19 protein-coding genes are annotated in these 24,606 nt (G+C 47.9%); 8 read left to right on the top strand and 11 right to left on the bottom strand.

Annotated features, from left to right (window positions below; translation table 11 throughout):
- Window positions 1–9: 9 nt before the first annotated feature.
- A complete protein-coding gene (locus U2F10_RS17595) occupies window positions 10–363 on the bottom strand; it encodes a hypothetical protein (RefSeq protein WP_163660847.1) in 354 nt (117 codons plus the stop codon).
- Window positions 364–744: 381 nt separating this feature from the next.
- Here U2F10_RS17595 and U2F10_RS17590 point away from each other — a divergent pair, with 381 nt between their 5' ends.
- Window positions 745–1,851: an ABC transporter ATP-binding protein gene (locus tag U2F10_RS17590; protein ID WP_163702498.1), complete on the top strand. Its 1,107-nt coding sequence runs from the start codon at window positions 745–747 to the stop codon at window positions 1,849–1,851.
- Window positions 1,852–1,872: 21 nt separating this feature from the next.
- Here the strand turns inward: U2F10_RS17590 and U2F10_RS17585 are convergent, their stop codons facing one another.
- Complete coding sequence (locus tag U2F10_RS17585) at window positions 1,873–2,748, bottom strand: shikimate dehydrogenase (protein WP_499872892.1); 876 nt, start codon at window positions 2,746–2,748, stop codon at window positions 1,873–1,875.
- 147 nt (window positions 2,749–2,895) lie between these two features.
- Here U2F10_RS17585 and trpB point away from each other — a divergent pair, with 147 nt between their 5' ends.
- The 6 genes from trpB (at window position 2,896) to U2F10_RS17555 (ending at window position 9,378) form a co-directional block, all read left to right on the top strand.
- Window positions 2,896–4,152, top strand: coding sequence for a tryptophan synthase subunit beta (gene trpB / locus U2F10_RS17580; RefSeq protein ID WP_163660841.1), 1,257 nt, complete (start codon window positions 2,896–2,898; stop codon window positions 4,150–4,152).
- Between the two features lie 140 nt (window positions 4,153–4,292).
- Entirely contained in the window at window positions 4,293–4,916 is a 624-nt protein-coding gene (locus U2F10_RS17575; RefSeq protein ID WP_499872890.1) for a ribonuclease H-like domain-containing protein, read from the top strand.
- 509 nt (window positions 4,917–5,425) lie between these two features.
- Complete coding sequence (gene rfbF / locus U2F10_RS17570; protein WP_036018417.1) at window positions 5,426–6,199, top strand: glucose-1-phosphate cytidylyltransferase; 774 nt, start codon at window positions 5,426–5,428, stop codon at window positions 6,197–6,199.
- 150 nt (window positions 6,200–6,349) lie between these two features.
- Complete coding sequence (rfbG, locus tag U2F10_RS17565) at window positions 6,350–7,426, top strand: CDP-glucose 4,6-dehydratase (protein ID WP_163660837.1); 1,077 nt, start codon at window positions 6,350–6,352, stop codon at window positions 7,424–7,426.
- Between the two features lie 87 nt (window positions 7,427–7,513).
- Complete coding sequence (gene rfbC, locus U2F10_RS17560) at window positions 7,514–8,083, top strand: dTDP-4-dehydrorhamnose 3,5-epimerase (RefSeq protein WP_163660835.1); 570 nt, start codon at window positions 7,514–7,516, stop codon at window positions 8,081–8,083.
- Entirely contained in the window at window positions 8,080–9,378 is a 1,299-nt protein-coding gene (locus U2F10_RS17555; protein WP_163660833.1) for an NAD(P)H-dependent oxidoreductase, read from the top strand. Before rfbC ends, U2F10_RS17555 begins: the two co-directional genes overlap by 4 nt.
- 107 nt (window positions 9,379–9,485) lie before the next feature.
- On the opposite strand, the gene U2F10_RS17550 is transcribed toward U2F10_RS17555, so the two are convergent.
- The 7 genes from U2F10_RS17550 to U2F10_RS17520 form a co-directional block, all read right to left on the bottom strand.
- Window positions 9,486–10,451 (bottom strand): DUF1822 family protein, encoded by a 966-nt coding sequence (locus U2F10_RS17550; protein ID WP_499872888.1) that lies wholly within the window; start codon window positions 10,449–10,451, stop codon window positions 9,486–9,488.
- 53 nt (window positions 10,452–10,504) lie between these two features.
- Entirely contained in the window at window positions 10,505–11,140 is a 636-nt protein-coding gene (locus tag U2F10_RS17545) for a sigma-70 family RNA polymerase sigma factor (protein ID WP_163660829.1), read from the bottom strand.
- A 262-nt stretch (window positions 11,141–11,402) separates the two neighbouring features.
- A complete protein-coding gene (locus tag U2F10_RS17540) occupies window positions 11,403–13,571 on the bottom strand; it encodes a response regulator (RefSeq protein ID WP_499061888.1) in 2,169 nt (722 codons plus the stop codon).
- Window positions 13,572–13,610: 39 nt separating this feature from the next.
- Window positions 13,611–16,484: a response regulator gene (locus U2F10_RS17535; RefSeq protein WP_499867001.1), complete on the bottom strand. Its 2,874-nt coding sequence runs from the start codon at window positions 16,482–16,484 to the stop codon at window positions 13,611–13,613.
- 568 nt (window positions 16,485–17,052) lie between these two features.
- Entirely contained in the window at window positions 17,053–19,875 is a 2,823-nt protein-coding gene (locus tag U2F10_RS17530) for a response regulator (RefSeq protein ID WP_163660823.1), read from the bottom strand.
- Window positions 19,876–20,340: 465 nt separating this feature from the next.
- Window positions 20,341–21,207, bottom strand: coding sequence for a 3-deoxy-7-phosphoheptulonate synthase (aroF, locus tag U2F10_RS17525; RefSeq protein WP_163660821.1), 867 nt, complete (start codon window positions 21,205–21,207; stop codon window positions 20,341–20,343).
- 411 nt (window positions 21,208–21,618) lie between these two features.
- Entirely contained in the window at window positions 21,619–22,008 is a 390-nt protein-coding gene (locus tag U2F10_RS17520) for a RidA family protein (protein WP_163660819.1), read from the bottom strand.
- Window positions 22,009–22,128: 120 nt separating this feature from the next.
- Between U2F10_RS17520 and U2F10_RS17515 the strand changes: the two genes are divergently transcribed.
- Complete coding sequence (locus U2F10_RS17515; protein ID WP_163660817.1) at window positions 22,129–22,620, top strand: HugZ family pyridoxamine 5'-phosphate oxidase; 492 nt, start codon at window positions 22,129–22,131, stop codon at window positions 22,618–22,620.
- Here U2F10_RS17515 and U2F10_RS17510 read toward each other — a convergent pair.
- Entirely contained in the window at window positions 22,617–23,240 is a 624-nt protein-coding gene (locus tag U2F10_RS17510; RefSeq protein ID WP_006515089.1) for a TetR/AcrR family transcriptional regulator, read from the bottom strand. The two genes, U2F10_RS17515 and U2F10_RS17510, sit on opposite strands and share 4 nt — an antisense overlap.
- 212 nt (window positions 23,241–23,452) lie before the next feature.
- Window positions 23,453–24,586: an ATP-dependent 6-phosphofructokinase gene (locus U2F10_RS17505; RefSeq protein ID WP_163660814.1), complete on the bottom strand. Its 1,134-nt coding sequence runs from the start codon at window positions 24,584–24,586 to the stop codon at window positions 23,453–23,455.
- Window positions 24,587–24,606: the final 20 nt, after the last annotated feature.

Below are 24,606 nucleotides of genomic sequence, written 5' to 3'. Positions count from 1 at the left end.
CGTCAACGCTTAACCTTCGCCGCCTTCGCCACCTTCGCCGCCTTCGCCGCCTTCGCCGCCTTCGCCAGTAACAGCATCCTTGGCGTCTTCTACAGCACCCTCGACGGTTTCTTTAACTTCACCAGCGGCATCACCAGCAGCATCGACCGCATCGCCAGCGGCATCACCAGCAGCATCGACCGCATCACCGGCAGCATCTACGGCATCGCCAGCGGCATCGCCAGCAGCATCTACTGTTTCACCAGCAGCATCGACCGCATCGCCAGCGGCATCGCCAGCATCTTGCACAGTGCCACCACCACAGGCAGCAACTGTTGCAGCCACACCCAGGCTCAAAAATAACTGAATTGCACGAATCTTCATTTTGCTATCTCCGTTTTAATTGGGGTGAATAAACTCACCAAATGTAATTTTGCCTACAAACCAACATTTTCGATTCTTTGATAAAAAAAACTGTGGTTATTGCCCAGTTTGAATAAGCCAGTCATGCAATAAATAAATTTCAGGTATAGCGATTGCTAATTTAGGGAATGCACTGGTCTAAAGCGATTGCTATTTGACAGTGTTTCACAACTAATAGTCATACCGAGGCCCAGCAATGTCGGCATTCATTAATGGGGAATAAATAATAGGAAATAAGGCAGAAGTTATGCATAGCTATATGATGATTACCGGGGGTGTTATTGCGCTCTAATCTCAATAGTGCCTTCCGCCAATATCGCTAATTCTTTTGCTCTAGTCCTTATGCCCACGGCTTCACAGGTTTCTGATTTGACATCAACGGCTTTGTCCACCGTATTGCAACTGCATGAGGTCACAAAACAGTATCCACAGCAGACAATACCGGCTATCAATCAGGTCAGTTTAGAACTGTGCCAGGGAGAATTATTGGCCCTGTTAGGACCGTCAGGCTGTGGTAAAACCACCTTGTTGAGAACCATTGCAGGGTTTGAAGCATCTGATCAGGGGTGGATTAAGCTGGCAGAGCAACCGGTGTGTGGTCAAGGTGTAGTGGTGCCACCCGAACGTCGTGATGTGGGGATTGTCTTTCAGGACTATGCCCTATTTCCCCATCTATGCGTCCTGGACAATGTTGCCTTTGGACTTAAGCATCTCAGGCGTCATCGACGCATGCCTAAAAAACAAATGCAAACCTTGGCCCAAGAGGCCATCAGCCTCGTAGGCTTGAATGGGTTTGAGCGCCGTTATCCCCATGAACTATCTGGGGGACAGCAGCAGCGGGTGGCTTTGGCTCGCGCCTTGGCCCCTCGCCCCTCCTTGGTTTTACTAGATGAGCCCTTCAGCAACCTGGATGTGCAGGTGCGGCTTTATTTGCGTCAGGAGGTCCGCAACATCCTTAAGGGGGTGGGCGCTTCGGGCATCTTTGTCACCCACGACCAACAAGAGGCCTTAGCCATTGCTGATCGGGTGGCTGTCATGCGATCTGGGCATATCGAGCAACTGGGAAGTCCTGAAGAAATTTACAGACAGCCTGCCTCTAGATTTGTTGCAGATTTTGTGACCCAGGCTAACTTTATCGAGGCCCATCGCTCAGCAGGCGGCTGGCAAACGGCCTTGGGGCTGGTGGACGAGTCCATGGTGCAACCGACTGAGGCTGACACAGGTACACTCATGTTGCGTCAAGAAGAGCTGCATCTCAGCTCGGTAGCGACGAATGAAACTGCTCTGATTATTTGCGATCGCGAGTTTCTGGGTCGTGAATACAAATACACCCTCACCCACCCTACCCAGGGCAATTTGCAAGCTCGCACCCCGTCCCGTTTTGCCGTCGGTAATTCAGTCCAAATCACAATCAAACCCAACCCTAGTGGGTTGCGTATCTTTATCTAGTGCCGAGGGCTAGTGCCGAATTTAGAACACGTGCTCTAACAACGCCTGCCGCATCACATCCACAGGGGGGGATTGCTGAGTCCATATTTCTAGAGCTGCAGCCCCCTGCTGCACGAGCATTTCTAACCCATCGAAGGTGACCAGACCAGCCGCACTAGCCTGTTGTAAAAACCGTGTAGGCCGTGGCACATAGATTAAATCGTACGCAATGGTCTGACTGGGGAGTAAGGCCATCTGCCCGTCCGTTAGGGGAGAAGCTTCAATCTTAGGAGCCATACCGATGGGTGTGGCATTAACCACCAGACCGGCCTTTGGCAAAAGCTCGTCTAATCGATCCCAAGTATGAACAGATAGATTGGGCTGTAGCGGAGACATCTCCCAACTTTGGGCAAATGCGGCCAGTTTATCGGCACTGCGCCCCACCACTAACACGTTGGGGCAACCGAGCTGATGACAAGCGGCCACAACAGCACGGGCAGCCCCACCATTACCCAGAATGAGGGCTGGCGCATGGCTCCAATCCCGACTCAGGGCTTTCAGCGGTGCAATAAAGCCAGCGGCGTCCGTATTGGTACCGCACCAACCTTGATCACTCCACCACACGGTATTGACCGCCCCAATGGCCTGGGCAACCTCTGAGACGTCGGTCAGCAAGGGCATGATGGTTTGCTTGTGAGGGATGGTGATGTTAAAGGCCTTTAAGCCAATGGCAGCAAAGCCATCGATTGCTGTTTTTAGCTGGTCGGGAGCAATGGGAAATGGCAGATAGACATAGTCTAAACCCAGGGTTGCGATCGCAGCATTATGCATAATTGGCGACATCGAATGTTTGACTGGATAGCCAATGACACCAAGTAGCTGAGTTGTCCCCTTAACAGTCAACGGTTTAATCACCACAGGTTTACGTTGTGAATCGTCTAAGATGCGTAGCGCTCCCAATTACTTATAATGAAACCTGCTGCCTGGCAAGAAATCTGACGTTTCCCAACGTTTTCACCAGGTTCAAGCCTGCTTACCAATCACCCGATTTAACTTGCAACCACCGTGACAGCCACTCCGCTTTCTTCTTCCGTTTCTGCCGAACTGACCGCACCTGAGGTGCGCCCCGATAAATTAGGCCGCTTTGGCCGCTTTGGCGGTAAGTATGTTCCTGAAACTCTGATGCCTGCCCTAGTGGAGCTGGAGGAAGCGTTTTATGCCTACCGCGATGAAGCTGGCTTTCAGGCAGAGCTCAACGGACTGCTAAAGGATTACGTCGGTCGAGCCAATCCCCTATATTTTGCAGAGCGCCTCACCGAATACTATGCCCGCCCCGACGGCAGCGGCCCGCAGATCTATCTCAAGCGCGAAGACCTGAACCACACTGGAGCTCACAAAATCAACAACGCCCTTGGCCAGGTTTTGCTAGCCAAGCGTATGGGCAAAAAGCGCATTATTGCTGAAACCGGTGCCGGTCAGCATGGTGTGGCCACAGCCACCGTCTGCGCCCGGTTTGGCATCGAATGTGTGATTTATATGGGCGTTCATGACATGGAACGCCAGGCCCTAAACGTATTCCGTATGCGCCTGATGGGAGCCACGGTACAGCCCGTTAGCTCCGGCACCGGCACCCTCAAAGATGCCACCTCTGAAGCGATTCGCGACTGGGTTACCAACGTGGAGAGCACCCACTACATTTTGGGCTCGGTGGCTGGCCCCCACCCTTATCCCATGATTGTGCGCGAATTCCACGCCATCATCGGCCAAGAAACCCGGACCCAGTGCCAGGAAAAATGGGGGGGTCTACCCGATATTTTGGTTGCCTGTGTCGGTGGTGGCTCCAATGCCATGGGGCTATTCCATGATTTCATCAATGAGCCCTCTGTACGCATGATTGGCATAGAAGCCTCCGGTGAAGGGGTGAGCACAGGTAAACATGCAGCCACCCTTACCGCAGGGAGGGTGGGTGTTCTCCATGGAGCCATGAGCTTCCTACTGCAAGACGGCGATGGCCAGGTGATCGAACCCCACTCCATCAGCGCCGGTCTTGACTACCCCGGCGTTGGTCCTGAGCACAGCTATCTGAAGGAAATTGGCCGTGCAGAATACTACGGAGTCACCGATCAAGAAGCCCTGGATGCTTTTCAGCTACTGTCGCAACGGGAAGGCATTATTCCAGCCCTGGAAACAGCCCACGCCTTTGCCTATCTTGAAAAGCTCTGCCCCCAGTTAGACGGCAGTCCAAAAATTGTGCTTAATTGCTCTGGGCGAGGCGATAAGGATGTGCAGACTGTCGCTAAAGTGCTGAAGTTTGATAGTTAGAGAACGTTTGAGTGTTGAGTGGTGGATTTTGAATGTTAGGGGTTTAGCTGGCTAACACCTTAGCGGCGCACCGTAACGCAAATCTATCACTCAACACTCCAGTACTCTAAATGCTGATGTAATCACAGGAAATTCTTAACTTGGAAAACTTTGAGGTTTGCGATCGCGACATTCCCAAGTCGCTACTGGAACGTTATTTATCATCCGATGCCATCGCTATCGATACTGAAACCATGGGGCTTAACCCCCTACGCGATCGGCTATGTCTAGTGCAACTCTGTGATACTACCGGGTACACATCAGCGGTGCGCATCGAACGGGGACAAACCAGCGCCCCCAACCTAAAATTACTGCTCGAAACCTCCAGTATTCTCAAGATTTTTCATTTCGCTCGGTTTGACATGGCCACACTCAAACACCATCTATGCATTGATGTGAGCCCAGTATTCTGCACCAAAATTGCCAGCAAACTAGCTCGCACCTACAGTCCTCGACACGGCTTGAAGGAACTCGTCAAAGAAATCGCTGGTGTAGAACTTGATAAGAGTGCCCAAAGCTCTGACTGGGGAAATGTGCAGGATCTAAGCGATGAGCAGTTAGCCTATGCCGCTAACGACGTTCGTTATCTCCATGAACTGTCAAAGCAACTCACGCTAATGCTCCAGCGGGAAGAACGGTGGCACCTGGCCGAGGCCTGTTTCCAGTGTTTGCCCACCTTTATCCAGTTGGATCTACACCAGTATCCAAATATTTTTGAGCACTAGTAAAAAACAAGTGCACGAGGCGTGGGCGGTGACTGAGTCACCGCCCACGCCTCGTGGGTGTTTAAACAACTATTCTTTATACGTTCTTGCTTTATTAAAGAATCAAGAATTCTTTGATTTTCGGGGAACCCTTGAATTAGGCGTATCAGTGTAGTGAACAATACATCGGAGATACATTGATTTTTTCTTGACCAAGTCTTCAGGGATAGTTGGTCAGACAATCAGAACCCAAGTCTTGATAAAAGTACATATCGAGCAGCTCATCAGTCAATACATTTACCCACCTAGGGAAAGTGAGGGACTGGTAAAGCTACATAAGGTTCCGGACGAGACAGGACTTCAGGAGTTAAACATAAAGTGCTGAACAGGCATTTTTCTATCACTCCTTTATGGATGATCTGTTGTATGTGGAGTTTCGTTAAAGAAGCCCACTTGCCAATGGTGTTTGTTATGTCAGTACGCCATTAATGTCATCAAAGGTGTTCGTTAATTTATTAACTATTAACTATATGAAAGCTGTCATTCTAGCTGGTGGTTTGGGGACTCGTCTCAGCGAAGAAACCGCTATTAAACCGAAACCTATGGTCGAGATTGGTGGTAAGCCCATTCTTTGGCACATCATGAAGATCTATTCCCAACACGGGATTAATGACTTTATTGTCTGCTGTGGTTATAAGGGCTATGTCATCAAGGAATATTTTGCTAATTATTTCCTCCACATGTCAGATGTCACCTTTGACATGCGGTTTAACCAAATGAATGTTCATGCAGGTAAAGCAGAGCCCTGGCGTGTAACTCTAGTGGACACGGGTGATTCCACCATGACCGGTGGTCGTCTCAAGCGGGTAAGAGAGCATCTTGGCAGTGAAGATTTCTGCTTTACCTACGGGGACGGCGTTTCCAGTGTGAACGTGACTGAGCTCATCGAATTCCACAAGCAACAGGGAACATTGGCGACATTGACAGCTGTTCAGCCTCCTGGCAGATTTGGTGCTATTTCCCTAGGTCAAGAGCAAACTAAAATCACCAAGTTCCATGAGAAGCCTGAAGGCGACGGTGCCTGGATCAACGGTGGCTTTTTTGTCCTTAATCCTCAAGTCATTGACTACATTGACGATGACTCAATCTCTTGGGAGAAGGAGCCCCTGCAAAAGCTAGCCCACATGGAAGAGCTTTCGGCCTATAAGCATGATGGTTTCTGGCAGCCCATGGATACCCTGCGGGACAAGCGCTACCTAGAAAAGCTTTGGCAGGCTAATGAAGCACCTTGGAAGAGCTGGTAACCCATAAATATCTAAGACTGATATCTACACCAGATATCAGTCTTTCTTACCTAGGAGCCTAAGTCTACTAACGACTTAGCGCTCCTGCACGAGTTTTTCATTGTCGTATGTCGGCAACATTAGATTTTTTACTGTATTGAAGGAACAGTTATGAATGCTGATTTTTGGCGCGGTAAGCGAGTTTTTGTAACTGGTCACACAGGATTTAAGGGTAGTTGGTTATCTCTCTGGTTGCAACAACTCGGTGCTGAAGTTGTTGGCTATGCGTTGAATCCTCCTACCTCACCGAGTCTGTTTGAGGTGGCGAAGGTGGGCAATGGCATGATGTCCATTGAAGGCGATGTGAGAGATCTGGTGAGTTTGCAAGATGCGATCGCATCCCACAAACCCGAGATTATTTTCCATATGGCGGCTCAGCCACTGGTGCGCTACTCCTACAAAAATCCTGTAGAGACCTATGCCACCAATGTCATGGGCACCGTTCACCTGCTAGAAGCTGTACGGCAAACCGATAGTACCCGTGTAGTCGTAAACATTACCAGCGACAAATGCTACGAAAACCGGGAATGGGTTTGGGGTTATCGCGAAAATGAAGCCATGGGAGGGCACGATCCTTATTCCAACAGTAAGGGATGTGCTGAGTTAGTTGCCTCTGCTTATCGCAATTCCTACTTCAACAAAGACAACTACGCTGAGCACGGCGTCGGTTTGTCCAGCGTCAGAGCGGGTAATGTCATTGGTGGTGGAGACTGGGCCGGTGACCGCCTAATTCCTGATATTATTCGCGCCATTATCGCCGGTGAGCCTGTCCTGATCCGTAGCCCAAATGCAATTCGTCCCTGGCAGCATGTGCTAGAGCCCCTCAACGGCTACATGACCCTAGCGGAGCAGATGTGGGACAGTGGCACTGACTTAGCAGAAGGCTGGAACTTTGGCCCTAACGACAGCGATGCCCGCCCCGTATCCTGGATTACAGAACAGTTAACTCAACTGTGGGGAGATGGTGCTAGTTGGCAACTAGACACCAAAGTTAATCCCCACGAAGCAACGTATCTTAAGTTAGACTGCTCCAAAGCGAAAAGTCGTCTCAAGTGGGCACCAAAACTAGATCTAGCAACAACTCTAGATTGGATCGTTGAATGGTATCACGGATACATCAGGGAAGATGACATGCATCAGATGACCATAGCGCAGATTCAACGCTATGAAGCACTGAAAGCAGGTTAAATAAATCTGGAGGGTGGGCCACAGCCATCCTCCCATGCATTGCTCTAACCTTTTTTATAAGTATCTGTTCACAGATAGTCGACACCTATGATTTTTAACGAAACCTCCATTCAGGGGGTCTATATTATTGACCTTGAGCTCCTCAAAGATGATCGAGGATTTTTTGCCCGCACCTTCTGTGCACAAGAGTTTGAAGAGCGGGGTCTCAAACCAGTCGTAGCCCAGTGCAATATGTCTTTTAACTACAAAAAAGGCACCCTGCGGGGCATGCACTTCCAGATTCCCCCTGCTACGGAAACCAAACTGGTACGCTGCACTCAAGGCGCAATCTATGACGTTATCGTTGATCTGCGCAAAGATTCACCCACATACCTATGCCATGTCGGTGTGGAGCTAACTGCCGACAACAGACGTGCGCTATACGTCCCCGAAATGTTCGCCCACGGCTACCAAACCCTGACCGACAATGCGGAAGTGACCTACCAGGTTACCGAATTTTATACCCCCGGCTACGAGCGAGGCTTACGTTACAGCGATCCCAAACTAGCCATTGACTGGCCCTTACCAGTAACAACTATTTCTAACAAAGATGCCAACTGGCCGCTGTTAACCGACCAGCAAAGTGATCAACCCGTTTCAGTAGGAGCCCCATCATGATTATTGTCGATACAGCCCTAAAAGCCCGTGCAGAAGCAGGCAATCCTGTCCGCGTGGGCATGATCGGTGCAGGCTTTATGGGACGCGGCATTGCCAACCAAATTATCCACTCCGTTCCTGGCATGGAACTAGTAGCTGTTTATAACCGCAGTCTAGACGGTGCTAAGCGCGCTTACGAAGAAGCTGGCCTTGATCATTTTCAGACCGTTAAAACGGTAGCCGAGCTAGAAGACGCCATCAACAAAGGCAAGCCCGCCGTCACCGAAGATGCATCTCTGCTGTGCAAAGCAGAAAACATCGATGCATTGGTAGAAGTCACCGGCACAATTGAGTTTGGTGCTCAGATTGTGATGGAAGCCATCAACAACAAAAAGCATGTTGTTCTAATGAACGCAGAGCTTGATGGTACTGTGGGCCCAATGCTTAAGGTTTACGCTGACCGAGCTGGTGTTGTGCTATCTAACTGTGATGGAGACCAGCCAGGTGTAGAGATGAACCTCTATCGCTATGTCAAGAGCATTGGCTTTACGCCTCTCCTCTGTGGCAATATTAAAGGCCTCCAAGACCGCTATCGGAACCCTACGACTCAGGCGAGTTTTGCCGCCAAGTGGAAGCAGGCAGCCTACATGGTAACCAGCTTTGCAGACGGTACTAAAATCTCTTTTGAGCAGGCAATTGTAGCCAACGCTACCGGCATGAAAGTCGCCCAGCGTGGAATGTTAGGCTATGACTTCCGTGGCCATGTGGATGACATGACCCACCTATACGATGTAGACCAGCTGAAGTCTCTAGGGGGAATAGTTGATTATGTTGTTGGCGCTCAGCCTGCAGCTGGTGTATTTATTTATGCCACCAACGAAGATCCCAAACATCAGCACTATCTAAACTACTACAAACGTGGTGAGGGTCCCCTATATAGCTTCTATACCCCTTATCACATCTGCCATTTTGAGGTGCCCCTCTCTTTGGCCCGTGCTGCCCTATTTAACGATGCCGTCATGGCTCCCCTAGGAAAACCCATGGTGGATGTCGTGGCGACAGCCAAAATCGACCTCAAAGAAGGGGAAACTCTGGATGGCATCGGCTACTACATGACCTACGGTCAGTGCGAAAATTCTGATGTAGCTCTATCAGAAAATTTATTGCCCATGGGTCTTGCAGAAGGCTGTAAACTCAAGCGTCCTGTTGCCAAGGATACCGTTTTAACCTACGACGATATTATCTTGCCAGAAGGACGTTTCTGCGACAAATTGCGATCTGAACAAGACTCCTACTTTGCCACTGCAGCTGTCTAATAAGCTGTTTGACAACAAAGTATCGGTGAGCCAGCATTCTGTATTAGAATGCTGGCTCATATCTTATTCAAAAACCAGAGTTGACTATGGTGTAATTTGAGTAGCAATCAAATCAAAAAGTTCTCCACTACCGATGCATCGTCCAAGTCAATGCGGATTGTGAAAGGCTCTCCTGGACAGCCTCGAAAATAAAGTTGAAGGTAATTATCTACGCTACGAGCCTGAGCCGTTAAACATACAGTACCTGCCTCATCTAGCACCGTTACAATAAGTCCCTGAGGCAAATACACGTTTTCCCCCATGGGATAGAGACGCATAGCAATATTCACAACTGTTGCACTTTCTTGTTGCACATCAAGCACCAGCGCAACCTGTTCCGTACCCAAGGTTAAATTTAAGTCTAATAGTTTAGCCCGTTTTACCTGGACAGGTGTCTCTCTCTGAGCTGTCTGCCCGCCTTGCCTAAATGCTGGTACCCATAGATATTGAGCTAATAAATCTTCTGCTAATTGCCAGCCATCTTCAACCTGCCCCTCCAACCACTGGCCAAGGCAAGTTAGCTGAGATGACAGTTGACCAGATTGGCTTTGACCAATTTGGTCAAGATGTACTGGCAAGTCATCCATGGATCGAAGCTGGGCTAATCTCAAATACGGATACGTTGACGAAACCTCAGTACCAAAGCCTAACAGTGAAGCTTCACCTGCTACTTCATCCAGTGCAACAGCCACATAACCAATGCGTTCTGTGAGAACTTCCAGAGGCAGGGTAATATCCCCTGACAAAACGGGACGACATTCCAGGCGGCCTACCCTGGGAATCACTAAATCAGCAACATCTTCTGTTAACTGAAGTACTGGATTCCAACTATCACTGTGGTTCAAATCAGTGGGGACACCTAGAGCACTTAAAAAATCATGCATTACCCAAACTGCCAGGGTATTCCGTCTCACCCTCTCAGAAATCCTTGCTTGAGTATGTTCTTGAGCAAACTGTTGAGCAATTCTTTTACCCTGTTGTGTAATCGGCCAAATCAGACTAGCTGCGTTACCACTCTGTTGCATATAGCTCATAGGTAAAGTCTCCGATATATGTTGGCAGTCATTGTTTTAAATAAAAAATGTTACTAAGAATTCAAGTGCCCCTCAGCACGACCAAACTCGCGTAAGCGAGGTTTACATTGACGGCGGTAAAAGCTTTCAAGGGTTTTATAAGAAACATCAAACTCTTTTTCTAAAGCATGCCAAGGTGTTTCTGGCGGTAGTCGTCTGCGGATCATCTCATAGCAGTTAATGGTCGGATGATTAGCAATGTGAATCCGACATAGTTCATCCATATTTTGTTCTAACCAGTCCTGCACCCTCTCTAAAATTGGTGGGATCTCGGGTTTAGCAGTTAACTTTTCAACAATAGCGGTAGTGCCGCCTTCTTCGTTATAAGCAGAAATGTATCGCTTGCGGTCTGCTTGAACAAGTTGCTCAAAATCTAGTAAACGAAACTTGAGATAGGCATTTAACCAGGTCACTACACTGGCAATTTCTGGATCATACGGCTTAGCTGTTTTACCCTCACATAGATTCTGACAAAGATAGATCCATGTTTGTTGGAGGGCATCTTGATAGTATGCGCTATGGTCATACCACAGACGAGGTTTGACCAAACGAATTAGCTGAGTTAAATATCGCTGGCGTTCTGCACTACCACAGTGGTGACAACAGGCTTCACATGCCAACCGACGTAATTCATCTGGGGAGTCATTCATGGATAGATCTGGTTTACTCCATCTGAGAATTGCCCGCATCAGCATTTTCCCATCTATCAAATTTACATAGCTGTAAATTCATCAGATAAAATTTCAAAGATTCTGCAGCCGTCTGCAATATTTTACAAAAAGCAACAACAGCGACTGAACGTTCACTAACTTTTGCTGCACACATACAGCAAAAACTGAGGAGGCCGAAAAGCCACCTCAGTTATAGAAAGAAGCGCTATACCTAATTTTTTAAGTCTGAAAGAATCAGGATCTAACCAGGTTCAGCCAAGTAGGGCTGCAAATGGGGACGCAATGCTGTACGTGCAACCATAGCATTTTCAAATCGCTTGCCCTGGTTCTGTTGAATGAGTTTATCAAACCAATCGCCTACAGCCTCTGGGATAGAAGCAAACTGACGCCACTGCAAATCACCACTAACTGTTGGTAGCGTGAGCTGATCTATAGATTGGCCAGTCAGCGCCTGCAAACCAATCAAACCAAGGGCATAGACATCACTACTCATGGCTGGACGACCAATACGTTGCTCTAATGGTTGATAGTCTCGCTGCATTAACAACTGCTTACGATATTCTGCAGACTGCTGACTAACACCAATCATGACGCGTTTGCCAAGGCCACTATCAACAAGCACCATAGATTGGTCTAGGTTTTCTCGACTACTGCTTTGAATAAAAGAGTCATCCCTTAAGCCAGCGTGGACTTGCTTATGCCGATGAAATATTCCAACCTGTTCTAATAAACGATCCATTAACAGTAGAACTGACTCAATGGGCCAGGGGGTTTGCAACTTTGCCTGGAGCAGTTGGTCCTGATTGAAGGTATCTCCCAGGCCATGGATAATGTAGAACGTATTATCTACTTGACCGTAGGTATAGCCTGGAAACAGGGAACGCAGGGGCTCAAACTTTTCCGTTTCTTTTTCCATTACCCGCTTTAAAAGGTCGGCGGTGTCTGGGGAGTACGCCCGTAGCGTCTGCAATAGGACTAAAGAATTAGTGTGTTTATCTAAGGCAATAGAAATCGGCCCTAAAGGTTCTTGGCGCAGAAAATATTGAACTTGATAGCGTTGTGCCGCAAATCTTGAGAAGGCCGTTTTAGGCACCAGTGAAATATTGGCGGCGGCTGGTTGCATGCCAAACGGGGGTGAGTCGACCGCTTTAAGGGGCTGAACATCACGGTTTAATTCAGCTGCCTGAGGTTTAGGTTCAGATGGCTGGGGTACTGGTTGTGTGGCTTTGATAATGGCTAGCTGTGTCTCAACACGCGCTAAGGTGACAGCAAAATCGATGGGCTTAGTAATGTAATCGTTGGCACCTAGTTCAAAGGCCCTCACCATGTCATCGCTTTGGGCCTTTGCTGTCACCATCAACACAGGTAGCTGATTACGAGAATAGGTTTGCCGGATCTGACGTAGGGTCTCAATGCCATCGATACCCGGCATCATGATATCCAACAAGACTAGAGCTACATTTTGATGACTTTGAATGTAGTCTAAAGCTGCCTCACCACTATCCACGACTACTGATTGATAACCACGACGGTTAAGGCGACGACTCAGCATATCGCGGTTGTCTTCGTTATCGTCAACCACCAGAATAGGCAGACCACTAAAGGCATTATGGGGTTTGTCAGCCGCTGGTGTCACTGGTTGCTCAACGTCATCTGTCGATTGAATAACAGGTGTAACCGGCTCTCCAGAGACGACATCAGACGTGATTGGAGTAACCGGCACGATCGGTGTTACGGCAACATCAGACGTGATTGGAGTAACCGGCGCGATCGGCGTAGCATCAGACTGATCTGAGTCATTATCAGTAACTGGAGTCGTTGTTGTTGGTGCAATCGGCGTCACCGAAGCTGTAGGTGAGGCAATCGGCGTCACCGGAGCAATGGGTGTAATGGGCGCAGCTGGAGTCGTTGGCGTTGGTGTAATCGGCGTTACCGAGGCCGCAGGCGCAGTAATGGGGGTAACGGGCGCAATGGGAATAACGGGTGCAGCAGTGTTTTCGGTAACGACTTTAGCCTTGGGAGTATCTGAAGCGGTTGATAATTGTTCAGCAGATAAAAATGCCTTGATCTTTCCCAACAACCTTTTTAGATCAATAGGTTTGGTGTCATAGTCGTCACAGCCTGCGGCTAGAGCCTGATCTCGATCACCCCGCATAGCATGGGCCGTCAAAGCAATGATGGGAACATCCTGTGTATGGGATTGGGCCTTTAAACGCCTGGTCGCCTCCCAACCATCAATGACGGGCAAACTCATGTCCATAAGAATCAGATCAAATGGCTGAGCAGATGCGATCGCAATCGCTTCAGCACCATCTACCGCAACCGCCAGCTCATATCCACGACGACGAAGGCGTCGACTTAACATATCTCGATTTAGTTCGTTATCTTCAACCAATAAGATTCTTGCCATAATCCCCTCAATTAACCTCAGCCTACAATCACTACCGGGTTAATCAGATGCACTAGACACCCTATCGGTGCTAGAGACTGAATCTGTTGTATTAGGCATCGAGACTGCCTTAGTCGAAACCATCGCCTGTAGCTCAGTCAAAAGCTCTTGACGATTGAGATCGGCCTTTTGATACACCCGAGCCACACCATCTAGCTGTTGCTGATCGCTAGCGGTCAACGCTTTCGCTGTTACAACAATGACAGGTATATTTTGCCATTCAGAATTTTGTCGCAGCACCTGGATAAACTCGAAGCCATCCATTTCAGGCATCATCAAATCCAACACAATTAGATTGGGTAGATTGTCATCTAGATACTGCAACGCTTCACGTCCATTAGACGCTAATTCAACAGTCCAATCTTGTCGTTGTAAAAAGCGCCCCATAATCTCCCGAGCGTTGACATCATCTTCCACTACTAAAATAGTAGGAGAGGTTTGGTCCGAAAGATGCGTTTCTAAAACACTGAGTAACCGCTTGCGATCGATAGGCTTAGTAAGATAGTCAGCTGCCCCCAAGCTATGTCCCATAGGACGGTCATCTACAATTGACAATAAGATCACCGGAATTTCCGCAACACCTGGCATTTCTTTGAGCTGTCTTAGCACTGACCAGCCATCCATTTGTGGCATCATTACATCCAGCGTAATGGCATCAGGCAACAATTCGCCCGCTAGAGCCAGACCTTGTTCACCAGTAGCCGCACAGACAACTTCGTAACCCGCCTCATTGAGGGAGCGACGCAAGATCTCACGGGCATCTTCGTCATCATCAATCACTAGAACTGTTTGGCGCGATGTTTGATGAGTCAGAGCATTACTGACTGTAGCCAACTCACCTTCAGACGACGATCTTGTGGGCGCAAAAAAGGGCTTACCCTTTGGATTAGGCGACGTTACCGTTTGAGGAATGACCAAAGAAAATGTTGTTCCCTGACCATGGGCACTCTCCACAAAGATATCCCCCCCCATCATGGTAATAAACTGCTTAGTAATCGCCAGGCCAAGACCTGTACCACCATATTTACGGGTAGTGGAGGCATCTGCCTGGGTAAAGGCATCAAAGATCTTCTCGATTTGATCATCCTTCATACCAATGCCCGTATCACTAACGATAAAACGGAACCAAGGGCCATCGTATACAGAACTATCGACCGTAGAAATTTGCTCAACTGTTAAAGTAATATCTCCATTCTCAGTAAACTTGCATGCATTACTCAGCAGATTAAACAAGCTCTGACGCAGTTTTGTTTGATCTACATGTAATTTACCAATATCATCCGGGCAGAAAATTGACAGATGATTGTTATTTTTATGGGCAACAGGAACAATCGTGCCAGAGATGTCTTCCACCATATCTTTAATGGAAACATCTTCTAAAAATAGCTCCATACGACCTGCTTCAATCTTAGAGAGGTCTAGCACTGAGTTAATGAGCCCCAACAGATGTTTGCCAGCCCCTTGAATTTTTTGTAGATCAGGGACAAAATCATCCTCACCGACATCAGCGGCTTCTTCCTCAAGCATTTCGCTATAGCCAATGATGGCGTTGAGAGGCGTCCGCAGCTCGTGGCTCATATTGGCCAAAAATTCACTCTTAGAGCGATTGGCATCCTCTGCTTTTACCCGAGCTTCTTCAGCCTCTTCCATGGCCTTCATCAGCTTGGTTGTCCGGTCCTGCACACGGCTATCCAGGTCTCGATTCAGCTCCATCAGCTGCTCTTCGGCTTGCTTACGCTCCGTTATATCCTGCAAAAACAAGGACAGCCCATCGCGACCAGGGTACCCCCTGACCTGCAACCAACGCTGAGTAGGAGAATAGTAGGTTTCGAAGCTGACAACTGTCTGCTCAGCCATGGCACGGCGATATTGCTGCTCATAACGAGCTCCCAAGGATTCAGGGAAAATCTTCCAGAAGTCCTGCTCTAAAAGACCTTGAATATTACGTTTAAGCACCTCAGCAGCTTGAGCATTCACATAGGTAACTTTCCAGGCGCGATCAACAGCCACAAATGCATCCGTAATATTTTCTAGGACACTAGTGGTGCGCTGAGTAGACTGCCGCAGTCGCGCAACCAATCCATAGGCAATTACACCAATGAGCGCTAGCGTAACCAGATAGGCTGCATTTCTGTATATAGCGACCTGTCTAAAGGCAGCGCGACTGGCATCATCAAAAGTACTCTCTAGCTCGCGAATGTTGCTCGTCAAGGGTAAATTAACAGCCTGATCCAACAGAGCATCGGCAGAAGGCTTACTGTCTAAAACTGTCTGAGTCAGCTCTACGACCTGAGCCACATCTTCCGCACTCGAAAATTCACCGGCATTGAGCTTTGCTTTGACCGTATTGAGTTCTGCCTCAATGGTGGCAACCAGCTGCTCATCAGTTGCCATGATGTAGATCAAAACATCATCGATGAGTTTTTCAAGATCCGCATCACCAGTATTTTTTAATTCATTAACCAGGCTAGGCAACTGCTCAAGAGCATTCTGTAGCTTGTTATTAGTGGTCTGAAACCGCTCAACGAGCTCAGTTTTTTTCTCTAGATCCTGAGCATTGCCACTAATAAGGCTTTTCAGCTTACCCTGCTCATCTTTCCCTATAAAACTAGGTATGTTTTCACCTAGCTCCTTCTGAATAGACAGCTCTTCGGCCAAGGCTTCGGCTAGTGGCTCATCATTTCTCAACAGCTTGTAGCGTTCTTTTAGTAATGCTAGTTCAACCTCTGTATCACTTTCGACCTGACTAGAGATTAAATCAGCATATTCTTGATATTGGCTGACATTAACAGATTTTCCTTTAATACCCAAAAATATGAGGAGGAAAAAAGCTGTAGCTACACCTGCCCCTTTGGTTAGAGACTCTTGATTCACTAGAATAACCTCCTAAAATTTTTATCTATATAAGGAGAACGGTTGTTGATTTGAATCACAAGCTAGTTGCAAAAATTAGATATAAATGAGAAAAATGAGAATGGGTGAAGGGCCGAATTAACGGAATAGAGAAATCGACTAGTTACTTATAAGAATACGGACACCCTCATCAGGAAGTCCTCATAAATCTATTCAACATAACAATAGTGGAGTCGAGCAATTTTTATCAATTAAAACTGATGTCCTATTTTGTTTTAACAAATAAAGAGTTAATCTACGGGATACTTACTTATAAGGTATCAAGGCTTCATTAATTAGTTTATGATGCCCTTTAAACATCTGATGAAGATAGGTACCAGGGATAATTTGCACTGCCGTCACATTTTTTTAGCAACGACAAAACATCTTTATAGAGATGCTCCAGAATTACAATGGGTTCCGGAAAATACACGTAGTTAGTTACGGACACTATATCTATTTTTACCAGCCTTCATGGCAACATCACGCAAACTAGGCAGTAGATTTACCGATCTCTGCCCCCCCAGCTGTCTAGAAGAGAAAACAGCTATTATCCTGCTATCGGTGTACTGTCGACCTCAGCAAATACTAGGGAGCGCACTTCGTTCAACAGATCCTGACGGTTGAAATCAGCCTTTTGATACACTCTAACAACACCTTCTAAACGCTTTTGATCTTTAGCTGTCAGTGTTTTTGCAGTGACAATAATGACAGGGATATTTCGCCAGCTAGGTGTTTGACGCAAAATTTGAACAAACTCAAAACCATCCAGACCAGGCATCATCAGATCTAGCACAATTAAGTCAGGGACAGCCCTATTGAGATAGTCCAACGCCTGCTGACCATTGGCCGCAAGCACCACAGTCCAATCATACTGCTGTAAAAAACGCGCCATAATCTCTCTAGCATTGATATCATCATCGACCACTAAAATCCTGGGGGATGTTTGTTCAGGAATTTGGTTATTCAAAAGGTCGATTAAACGAATGTGATCAATGGGCTTGAGCATGTAATCCGTGACACCTAACTGGTGAGCACGGTCAGCTTCTTCAGTCATTGACAGCAAAATAACCGGGACCTGGGAGACCGCTGGCATTGTTTTTAAGTCTTGCAAAATTAACCATGCATCTTGATCGGGCAACATCATGTCTAAAATGATGGCATCGGGAAGTAGCTCGTCAGCTAGCGCCAGACCTTGCTGACCATCTGCCGCAGACACAACATTGTAACCGGCATCTGTCAGCCAACTATGCAAACTCTCACAAGCCTCGATATCACTATCGATTACCAAGATGGTCTTTTCTAATGCGCGACCTGATAACTCATGGAGCGCTGAAATAGACTCCCTATCTATTAAGTGAACCGGGGGGGCAAAGAAGGTTTCATGGGATGATTCTTCCAGCTGGACGTTTCTGGGCACAGCAATGGTAAAGGTTGTGCCTTCTCCGTAGGTGCTATCAACCGATACATTGCCTCCCATCATGGAGATAAACTGTTTGGTAATTGTCAAACCCAAACCAGTACCTCCATATTTTCGAGTGGTTGAGGTATCTGCCTGGGTAAAGGCCTGGAAGACCTTATCCATCTGTTCAGGGGTCATACCAATTCCAGTGTCTGTAACGGTAAACTGTAGCCAATTGTCTTCATTTGCCTGAGAGCCAACTGACACCGTTGGTTCAACCGCCAGGGTAATCTCACCATTTTCGGTAAATTTACAGGCATTACTGAGTAAATTAATTAAACTCTGTTGGAGTTTAACCTGGTCTGCATGCAACATGCCGATATCATCCGGACAGGACATATGCAGCTGATTCCCATTCTTTTGAGCAAGGGGTTGAATGGTGCCTATAATCTCATCCAGAATGGTCTTCACACAGATATCTTCCAAGAAGAGTTCCATTCGACCGGCTTCGATTTTGGATAGATCAAGGACTGAGTTGATCAGCCCTAAAAGATGTTTACCTGCACCTTGAATTTTTTGTAAATCAGGAACAAAGTCTTCTTCACCGATGCTAGTGACATCTTCTTCCAACATTTCGCTGTAGCCAATGATGGCGTTGAGCGGCGTACGTAGCTCATGACTCATGTTGGCCAAGAATTCACTCTTTGAGCGATTGGCATCTTCTGCTTTTACCCGCGCTGTTTCAGCTTCTTCCATGGCATTGGCTAGCTGTGCTGTGCGGTCTTTGACTCGGTTATCCAGATCGCGATTAAGGTCAATCAGCTGCTCTTCAGCCTGTTTGCGCTCTGTAAAATCCTGTAAAAAGATGGATAAGCCATCTAGACCAGGATAACCACGCACCATCAGCCAGCGTTCAGTGGGCTCGTAATAGGTTTCAAAGCTAACGACCTCAAGGTTGGTGGCAACAGCCCGGCGATAATATTCGGTAAATCGTTTGCCGAGAGACTCTGGTAAAACTTTCCAAAAGTCTTGGCCCAGCAGCCCTGGAATATCACAATTGAGAATATCGGCGGCTTGGGCATTGACGTAGGTAATTGACCAAGTGCGATCCACAGCAATAAAGGCATCCGTAATGCTTTCTAGCACTCGCACTGTTTTTTGACTTGATTGCTGAAGGCGATTGATCACCCAGAACGCCATCATGCCTGAACTGACAAATGACAGGATGTAGACCAGGTTGCGATAAAGGGCCAGTCGCGATCGCGTTGCTTGATGAATGTCATCAAACTGCTCCTCTAGAGCTCGAATATTATTGGTTAATGGTAAATTAAATACCTGCGCCACTAACGCATCTGCAGCCGGTTTGTTATCTAACACCATTTGCACCAGCTGAGTCATTTGCTGTTGAGTCTCAGCGCTCGTGCCTGCTCGAGTACCTAGACGCCTAAGTTTTGCTTTTATACCAGCAACAAGTTTCTCATCACTGGTCACGACATAGAGAGACAAATCATCTAGTAAAGCCCCCACCTCAAGCCTGAGACTGCCATTCAACCCATTTAGCAAATTAGCTTCTTGAGCTAACGCTGTCCTCAATTCAGCGTGGTGGACTTCCAGTTGCCCTATAAGCTGTCGTTTTTCTGCCAACAGTTCAGCATTAAACGCCAGTTGTTTTTGCAAACTGCTTTCATCCTTGGGCGATATGGACGGCGGAATGCTTTCCGTCAGTTGAGCCTGTACTTTTTCGGCTTCTAATAAAGCCGTATTCAGGGATTGACCATTTTGTGAAATGGTAAAGCGAATATTTTGTAAGGCTAGTTGAGTCGCCGCCTCGTTAACTAGCTGATCCGAAATTAACGCGCTGTAGCTCCGATATTGATCAAAATCTACAGCAACACTTTTAAGGCCTAGAATTGCCAGAACTGAGAGTGTAGCGACAGCAGGTATCCCCTTTAAAAAGTGCTTTCGTCTCACCTCAGATTTCTCCTAGAAATTCAAATAAAATGTTTTGACTATTTAATTGAGATCTGAATGCGCAACATGAACCGTAATAACCAATGTTTGAATTTCATCTACACGACGAGATTAAATCCTAGGAGTCAAGAGGCTAGTATCCGATGACCACATCTTGACTAATATTTATGTATTAATAACCAAAAGCTAACTAAGTAGCTCTGAATAGTTGTACTACTAAAAACTTAGACGTCAGAACATCCTATAAAAAGAGCACATCCCTCCGGAACTTGTGATAGAACCTTACAGGCCTGCCAACCCCTGACTCCAATGGAGTTCAGTGTCTCAGCCATACTTAGATCTGTAGATATGGACAGCCTAAAGTTTGGTGATAGCATCCTGATATGTTTTTAACTTTTACTGACATCACGCTTTCAGGCGTTGTTCCAGGGATGTGCATTAATTTTGGAAGAACCACTCCCTCAATTACGCCACTAGCTTTAGTGACGCTGAGGGTTTCACAGCTCGTCCCACAGCCTGAGCGATGGGGCCTAAACTGTCTACAAGGTTAGCCATGGCCTCTAAGCTAATGGTCTGTCTGGCATCACTGACGGATTGATCGGGGTCTGGATGGCATTCAATGATCAAACCATCGGCACCAGCTGCGATCGCAGCCCGAGCTAAGGGCGCAACCAACTCTCGCTTGCCAGTGGCATGGCTAGGATCAACAAGCACAGGCAAGTGGGTAAGTTGCTTGAGGGCAACCACAGCTCCCAGATCAAGCACGTTGCGAGTGTGGCTATCAAAGCTTCGAATACCTCGCTCACAGAGAATAATGTTGGGATTACCGTGGCTAGCGATATACTCTGCGGCCATGACAAACTCGCTCACCGTTGCTGCCAAACCTCGCTTCAGCAAGACGGGCTTATTGACCTCCCCAAGGGCCTTGAGCAAATCAAAATTTTGCATGTTGCGGCTACCGATCTGCAAAACATCTGCATGGGGAGCCAGCTTTTCAATTTGATGGATCGCCATTACTTCAGTAATCACAGGCAAACCATAGCGTTTGCGGATGGCCGAGAGAATATCCAGGCCGACATCCCCCAACCCCTGGAATGAATAGGGAGATGTGCGCGGTTTGTAAATCCCCCCTCGCAATCCCTGGATCGGCAGTTGAGCCTGGGCGATGGCCTCCATTTGAGCCATGCTTTCGATCGCGCAGGGGCCGCCAACAATAAATAGGTCTTTGCCACCGACGGTGATCGGTGAGGCCTGCCCCGCTAAGGCAGGTGCAATCTCAATTTCACTAATGTGATTAGCACGACTTTTAGCAACAAGTTTGGCGTCTTTCATGGGTCTAGGGAATCAATAACAGCAAAAAAACAAAAAGCCCGCAGCCTTTTGGGCTCCGGGCAAGTCAGTACAGCAAACGCTAACGCTACCTACCCGGTGGTGGCGTAAAAAAGTAAAAAGTAAATTGCCAGCTGTAGCTAACGGTCATGGTGTCAAAAATAAAACGGGTACTGATGAATAAAGCAAAACCGCAGAGCGTTTGCCCTGCGGTTCACCGACATCCCATGCTAGCGCTCGGGTTCATGGTCGGTGAACCTGGCTAAACCAAAAATAGAAGAATTGGTGATGCATGGGATTAAGACTTTTACAAATGATAGCGGCCTAAGCAATTTGCGCTTAGATATTTGTACATTAACGCGCGAAACCCAAACCGTCAACCGGTGGGGCATTGCATGCAACGCCCCTTTAGACCTATGTCACCGCGATACACTCGATTTCCACTAAAACATCCTTAGGCAAACGAGCCACCTCCACACAGGCTCGGGCAGGAGCTGTCGCTTCGTCAAAGTACTTGGCATAAACACCATTTACCGTGGCAAAGTCATTCATATCCTTGAGAAAAACCGATGTCTTAACTACATCGGCCATGGTTGCTCCTGCCGCCGCTAAAACAGCAGTGAGATTATCTAAACACTGCTTAGTTTGGGCCGCCACATCGCCTTCACCCACCAAAGCTCCAGTGGCCGGGTCTAAAGCTACCTGCCCTGAGGCAAACACCATTTCCCCTGAAGCCACAATGGCCTGATTGTAGGGACCAACAGGAGCGGGAGCCTGATCAGTTTGAATAATTCGACGAGCCATAGTGGGACATTAGATAACTAGCTTGAGTATTTTACCGGAAGGATAGAAACTCCATGGGGCCATCGCTACGGGTGTTACTTTTTAAAGCGCACCAGAAAAACAGGCCCCTTTCATGAAACTATGGCTGACTTAACCCGTGTGACTAAGATTTATCAAGAATTTCCTGAAAAGTTTCGCAGTATCATCCTGAGCACCGTCAGCGCCGAGGGTGTTCCCCAGGCTAGTTATGCACCGTTTTTGATGGATGGGGATAAGACCCTTTACCTATATGTCAGTGGGTTATCAACCCACACCACCAACCTCAAACAAACCTGTCGGGCCAGCGTTCTTTTTATCGAAGATGAAGCAGCAACACAGGAAATTTTTGCACGACGTCGGCTCACCTATGAGTGCGCTGCCACCCCCTTGCCCCGCGATACCCCCCAATGGCAAACGCTCATTGATCGCTTTGAACAACGGTTTGGTCACGTGATCGGCCTGATGAAAGGACTACCGGATTTTCAAGTCTTTCAACTACAGCCCCAAGCCGGACAGTTCGTGATGGGGTTTGGGGCAGCCTATCGAGTGAATGCGGATGATCTCAATAGCCTATTGCCTAGACGGCAGAACTAGGCCTCAGAGTTTGCTGCCAATACTCCATTGAGAAAAATATCCGCCAGGGTTTCCGCCAGCTCTTTCATATCCTGGGGGGAGTTTGCTTCATCAGCCAGCGTAACCTGGCTAAACCCTGCGATCGTAAACATACCCAGGAAAATCCGAGCAACAACCCGAGGGTTCATGGGGCGATAGGTGCCTCGATCCATGGCCGTTTGGAAAAATGCTTCGGCAACATCGGTCATTTTGGCAATGACTTCAGCCTGCACCCGCTCCCGTAACTCTGGGTGAAACTGAGCTTCCATAAAACAGACGCGCAACATGTCAGTATTGGCAGACAGGTTCAACATGCGTTTACGCATCACCTTAGCAATGGCCTTATAGTTAGCCATTTCACTGAGCTCAGTCAGTAAATCAGTCAGTAAATCTACCCAACCTCGGGTGGCAACTTCAATTAGAATCGCCTTTTTATTTTCAAAGTGTCTAAATAGCGTGCCTTCAGCTACACCAGCAGCTTGGGCTAAATCTCGAGTAGTCGTACCACCATACCCGTTGCGAGCAAACAGTCGTTGGGCCGCCCCGAGAATTTTTTCTTGGGTGTCATCTTGGGTCGACGTCAACGATTTAGCAAATTGCATAGAGTGGTGTGCTAATAGGTACGAACAATGACTGAAGACATGGGGTTATTGTCTATCGTCACCCGCGCAATCATGTCATTGGTTAACAGAAGCTTACATTCACCCAGCTGTCTACGTAGGCAACAGGATAGCTGGCTGTTCTAAAGATTCAAGCTAAAACTTCAGAGCAACCAGCCCTGGAAAGCCCAGAATCTCGCTGACAAGCGTAGGGCCTAGGCAAACACCGTAGCGTCACGGCGAATATGGGTGTTGACCGCGTGACAGTTAGTATCTCCCAAGCAGATACCCATGCCTCGGGCCGTTTTAACCAGCGTATCCTGGGGGTTCACAGCCCGATATTCAGCAATCGCCTCGGTAATGGGCACATGCACCACCTGACGATTTTGCCAGCTCACCATGTGGTCGTACTTTTCAGCAGCAATCAAATCCACGGCCTCTACACCGAAGGCCGTCGCTAGAACTCGATCTAACGGTGACGGTGTCCCCCCCCGCTGCACATGACCAAGTACAGTCACACGAGTTTCAGCACCAATGTTCTCAGTAATTTGCTCTGCTAAATATTCACCAATACCGCCCAGGCGACACTGCCCCAAACGATTGGTTTGAACAACTTTTTCACCAGCTTCGGTACACACCGCCTCCGCCACAATGATGGTGGCAAAATTGCGCTTTAGGCCTTTGATGGTTTGGCAAATATTATCGATTGTGTAGGGAATTTCAGGCAACAGGACAATGTCAGCTCCCCCGGCAATCCCTGCATTGAGGGCAATATGACCGGCATCTCGCCCCATCACTTCTAAAATCATCACCCGAGAATGGCTAGCCGCAGTGAAATGCAGCCGATCCAGGGCCTCGGTTGCAATATTTACCGCCGTGTCAAACCCAATGGAACGCTCGGTACAGCCAAGGTCATTGTCGATGGTTTTGGGAATACCGACTAAGTTTAGACCTCCTTGCTGGGCGAGGCGACGTAGGATGGCCATGCTGCCGTCCCCCCCGATACCAATCAGGGCATCTAACCCGAGCAGATGGTAACCGTCGATAATGTCTTGGGAGCGATCGCAAGTAGATCCATCGGACAAAGGAAAATCAAACGGATTTCCCTTATTTGTAGTCCCCAGAACGGTGCCACCCGCTAGTAATAAGTTATGGGTACTCGATACATCAAATTCCACATACTCAGGTGGGCGGGCCATTAAGCCTTGGGTAGCTCGGGAAATACCGACTACCTCCCATCCATAGCCATTGGCTCGGTGCACCACCGCTCGTAAGGCGGCATTGAGACCTGCACAGTCTCCACCACTTGTCAGTAAGCCAATTTTTTTTCTGTCCCAATGCTGTCCCATAATGTTCACGCTGGCTATCA

The organism is Leptothoe sp. EHU-05/26/07-4 (assembly GCF_043421015.1).
Taxonomy (GTDB): Bacteria; Cyanobacteriota; Cyanobacteriia; order Phormidesmidales; family Phormidesmidaceae; genus Leptothoe; species Leptothoe turfae.
This window is presented reverse-complemented; position numbering and strand designations above follow the sequence as displayed.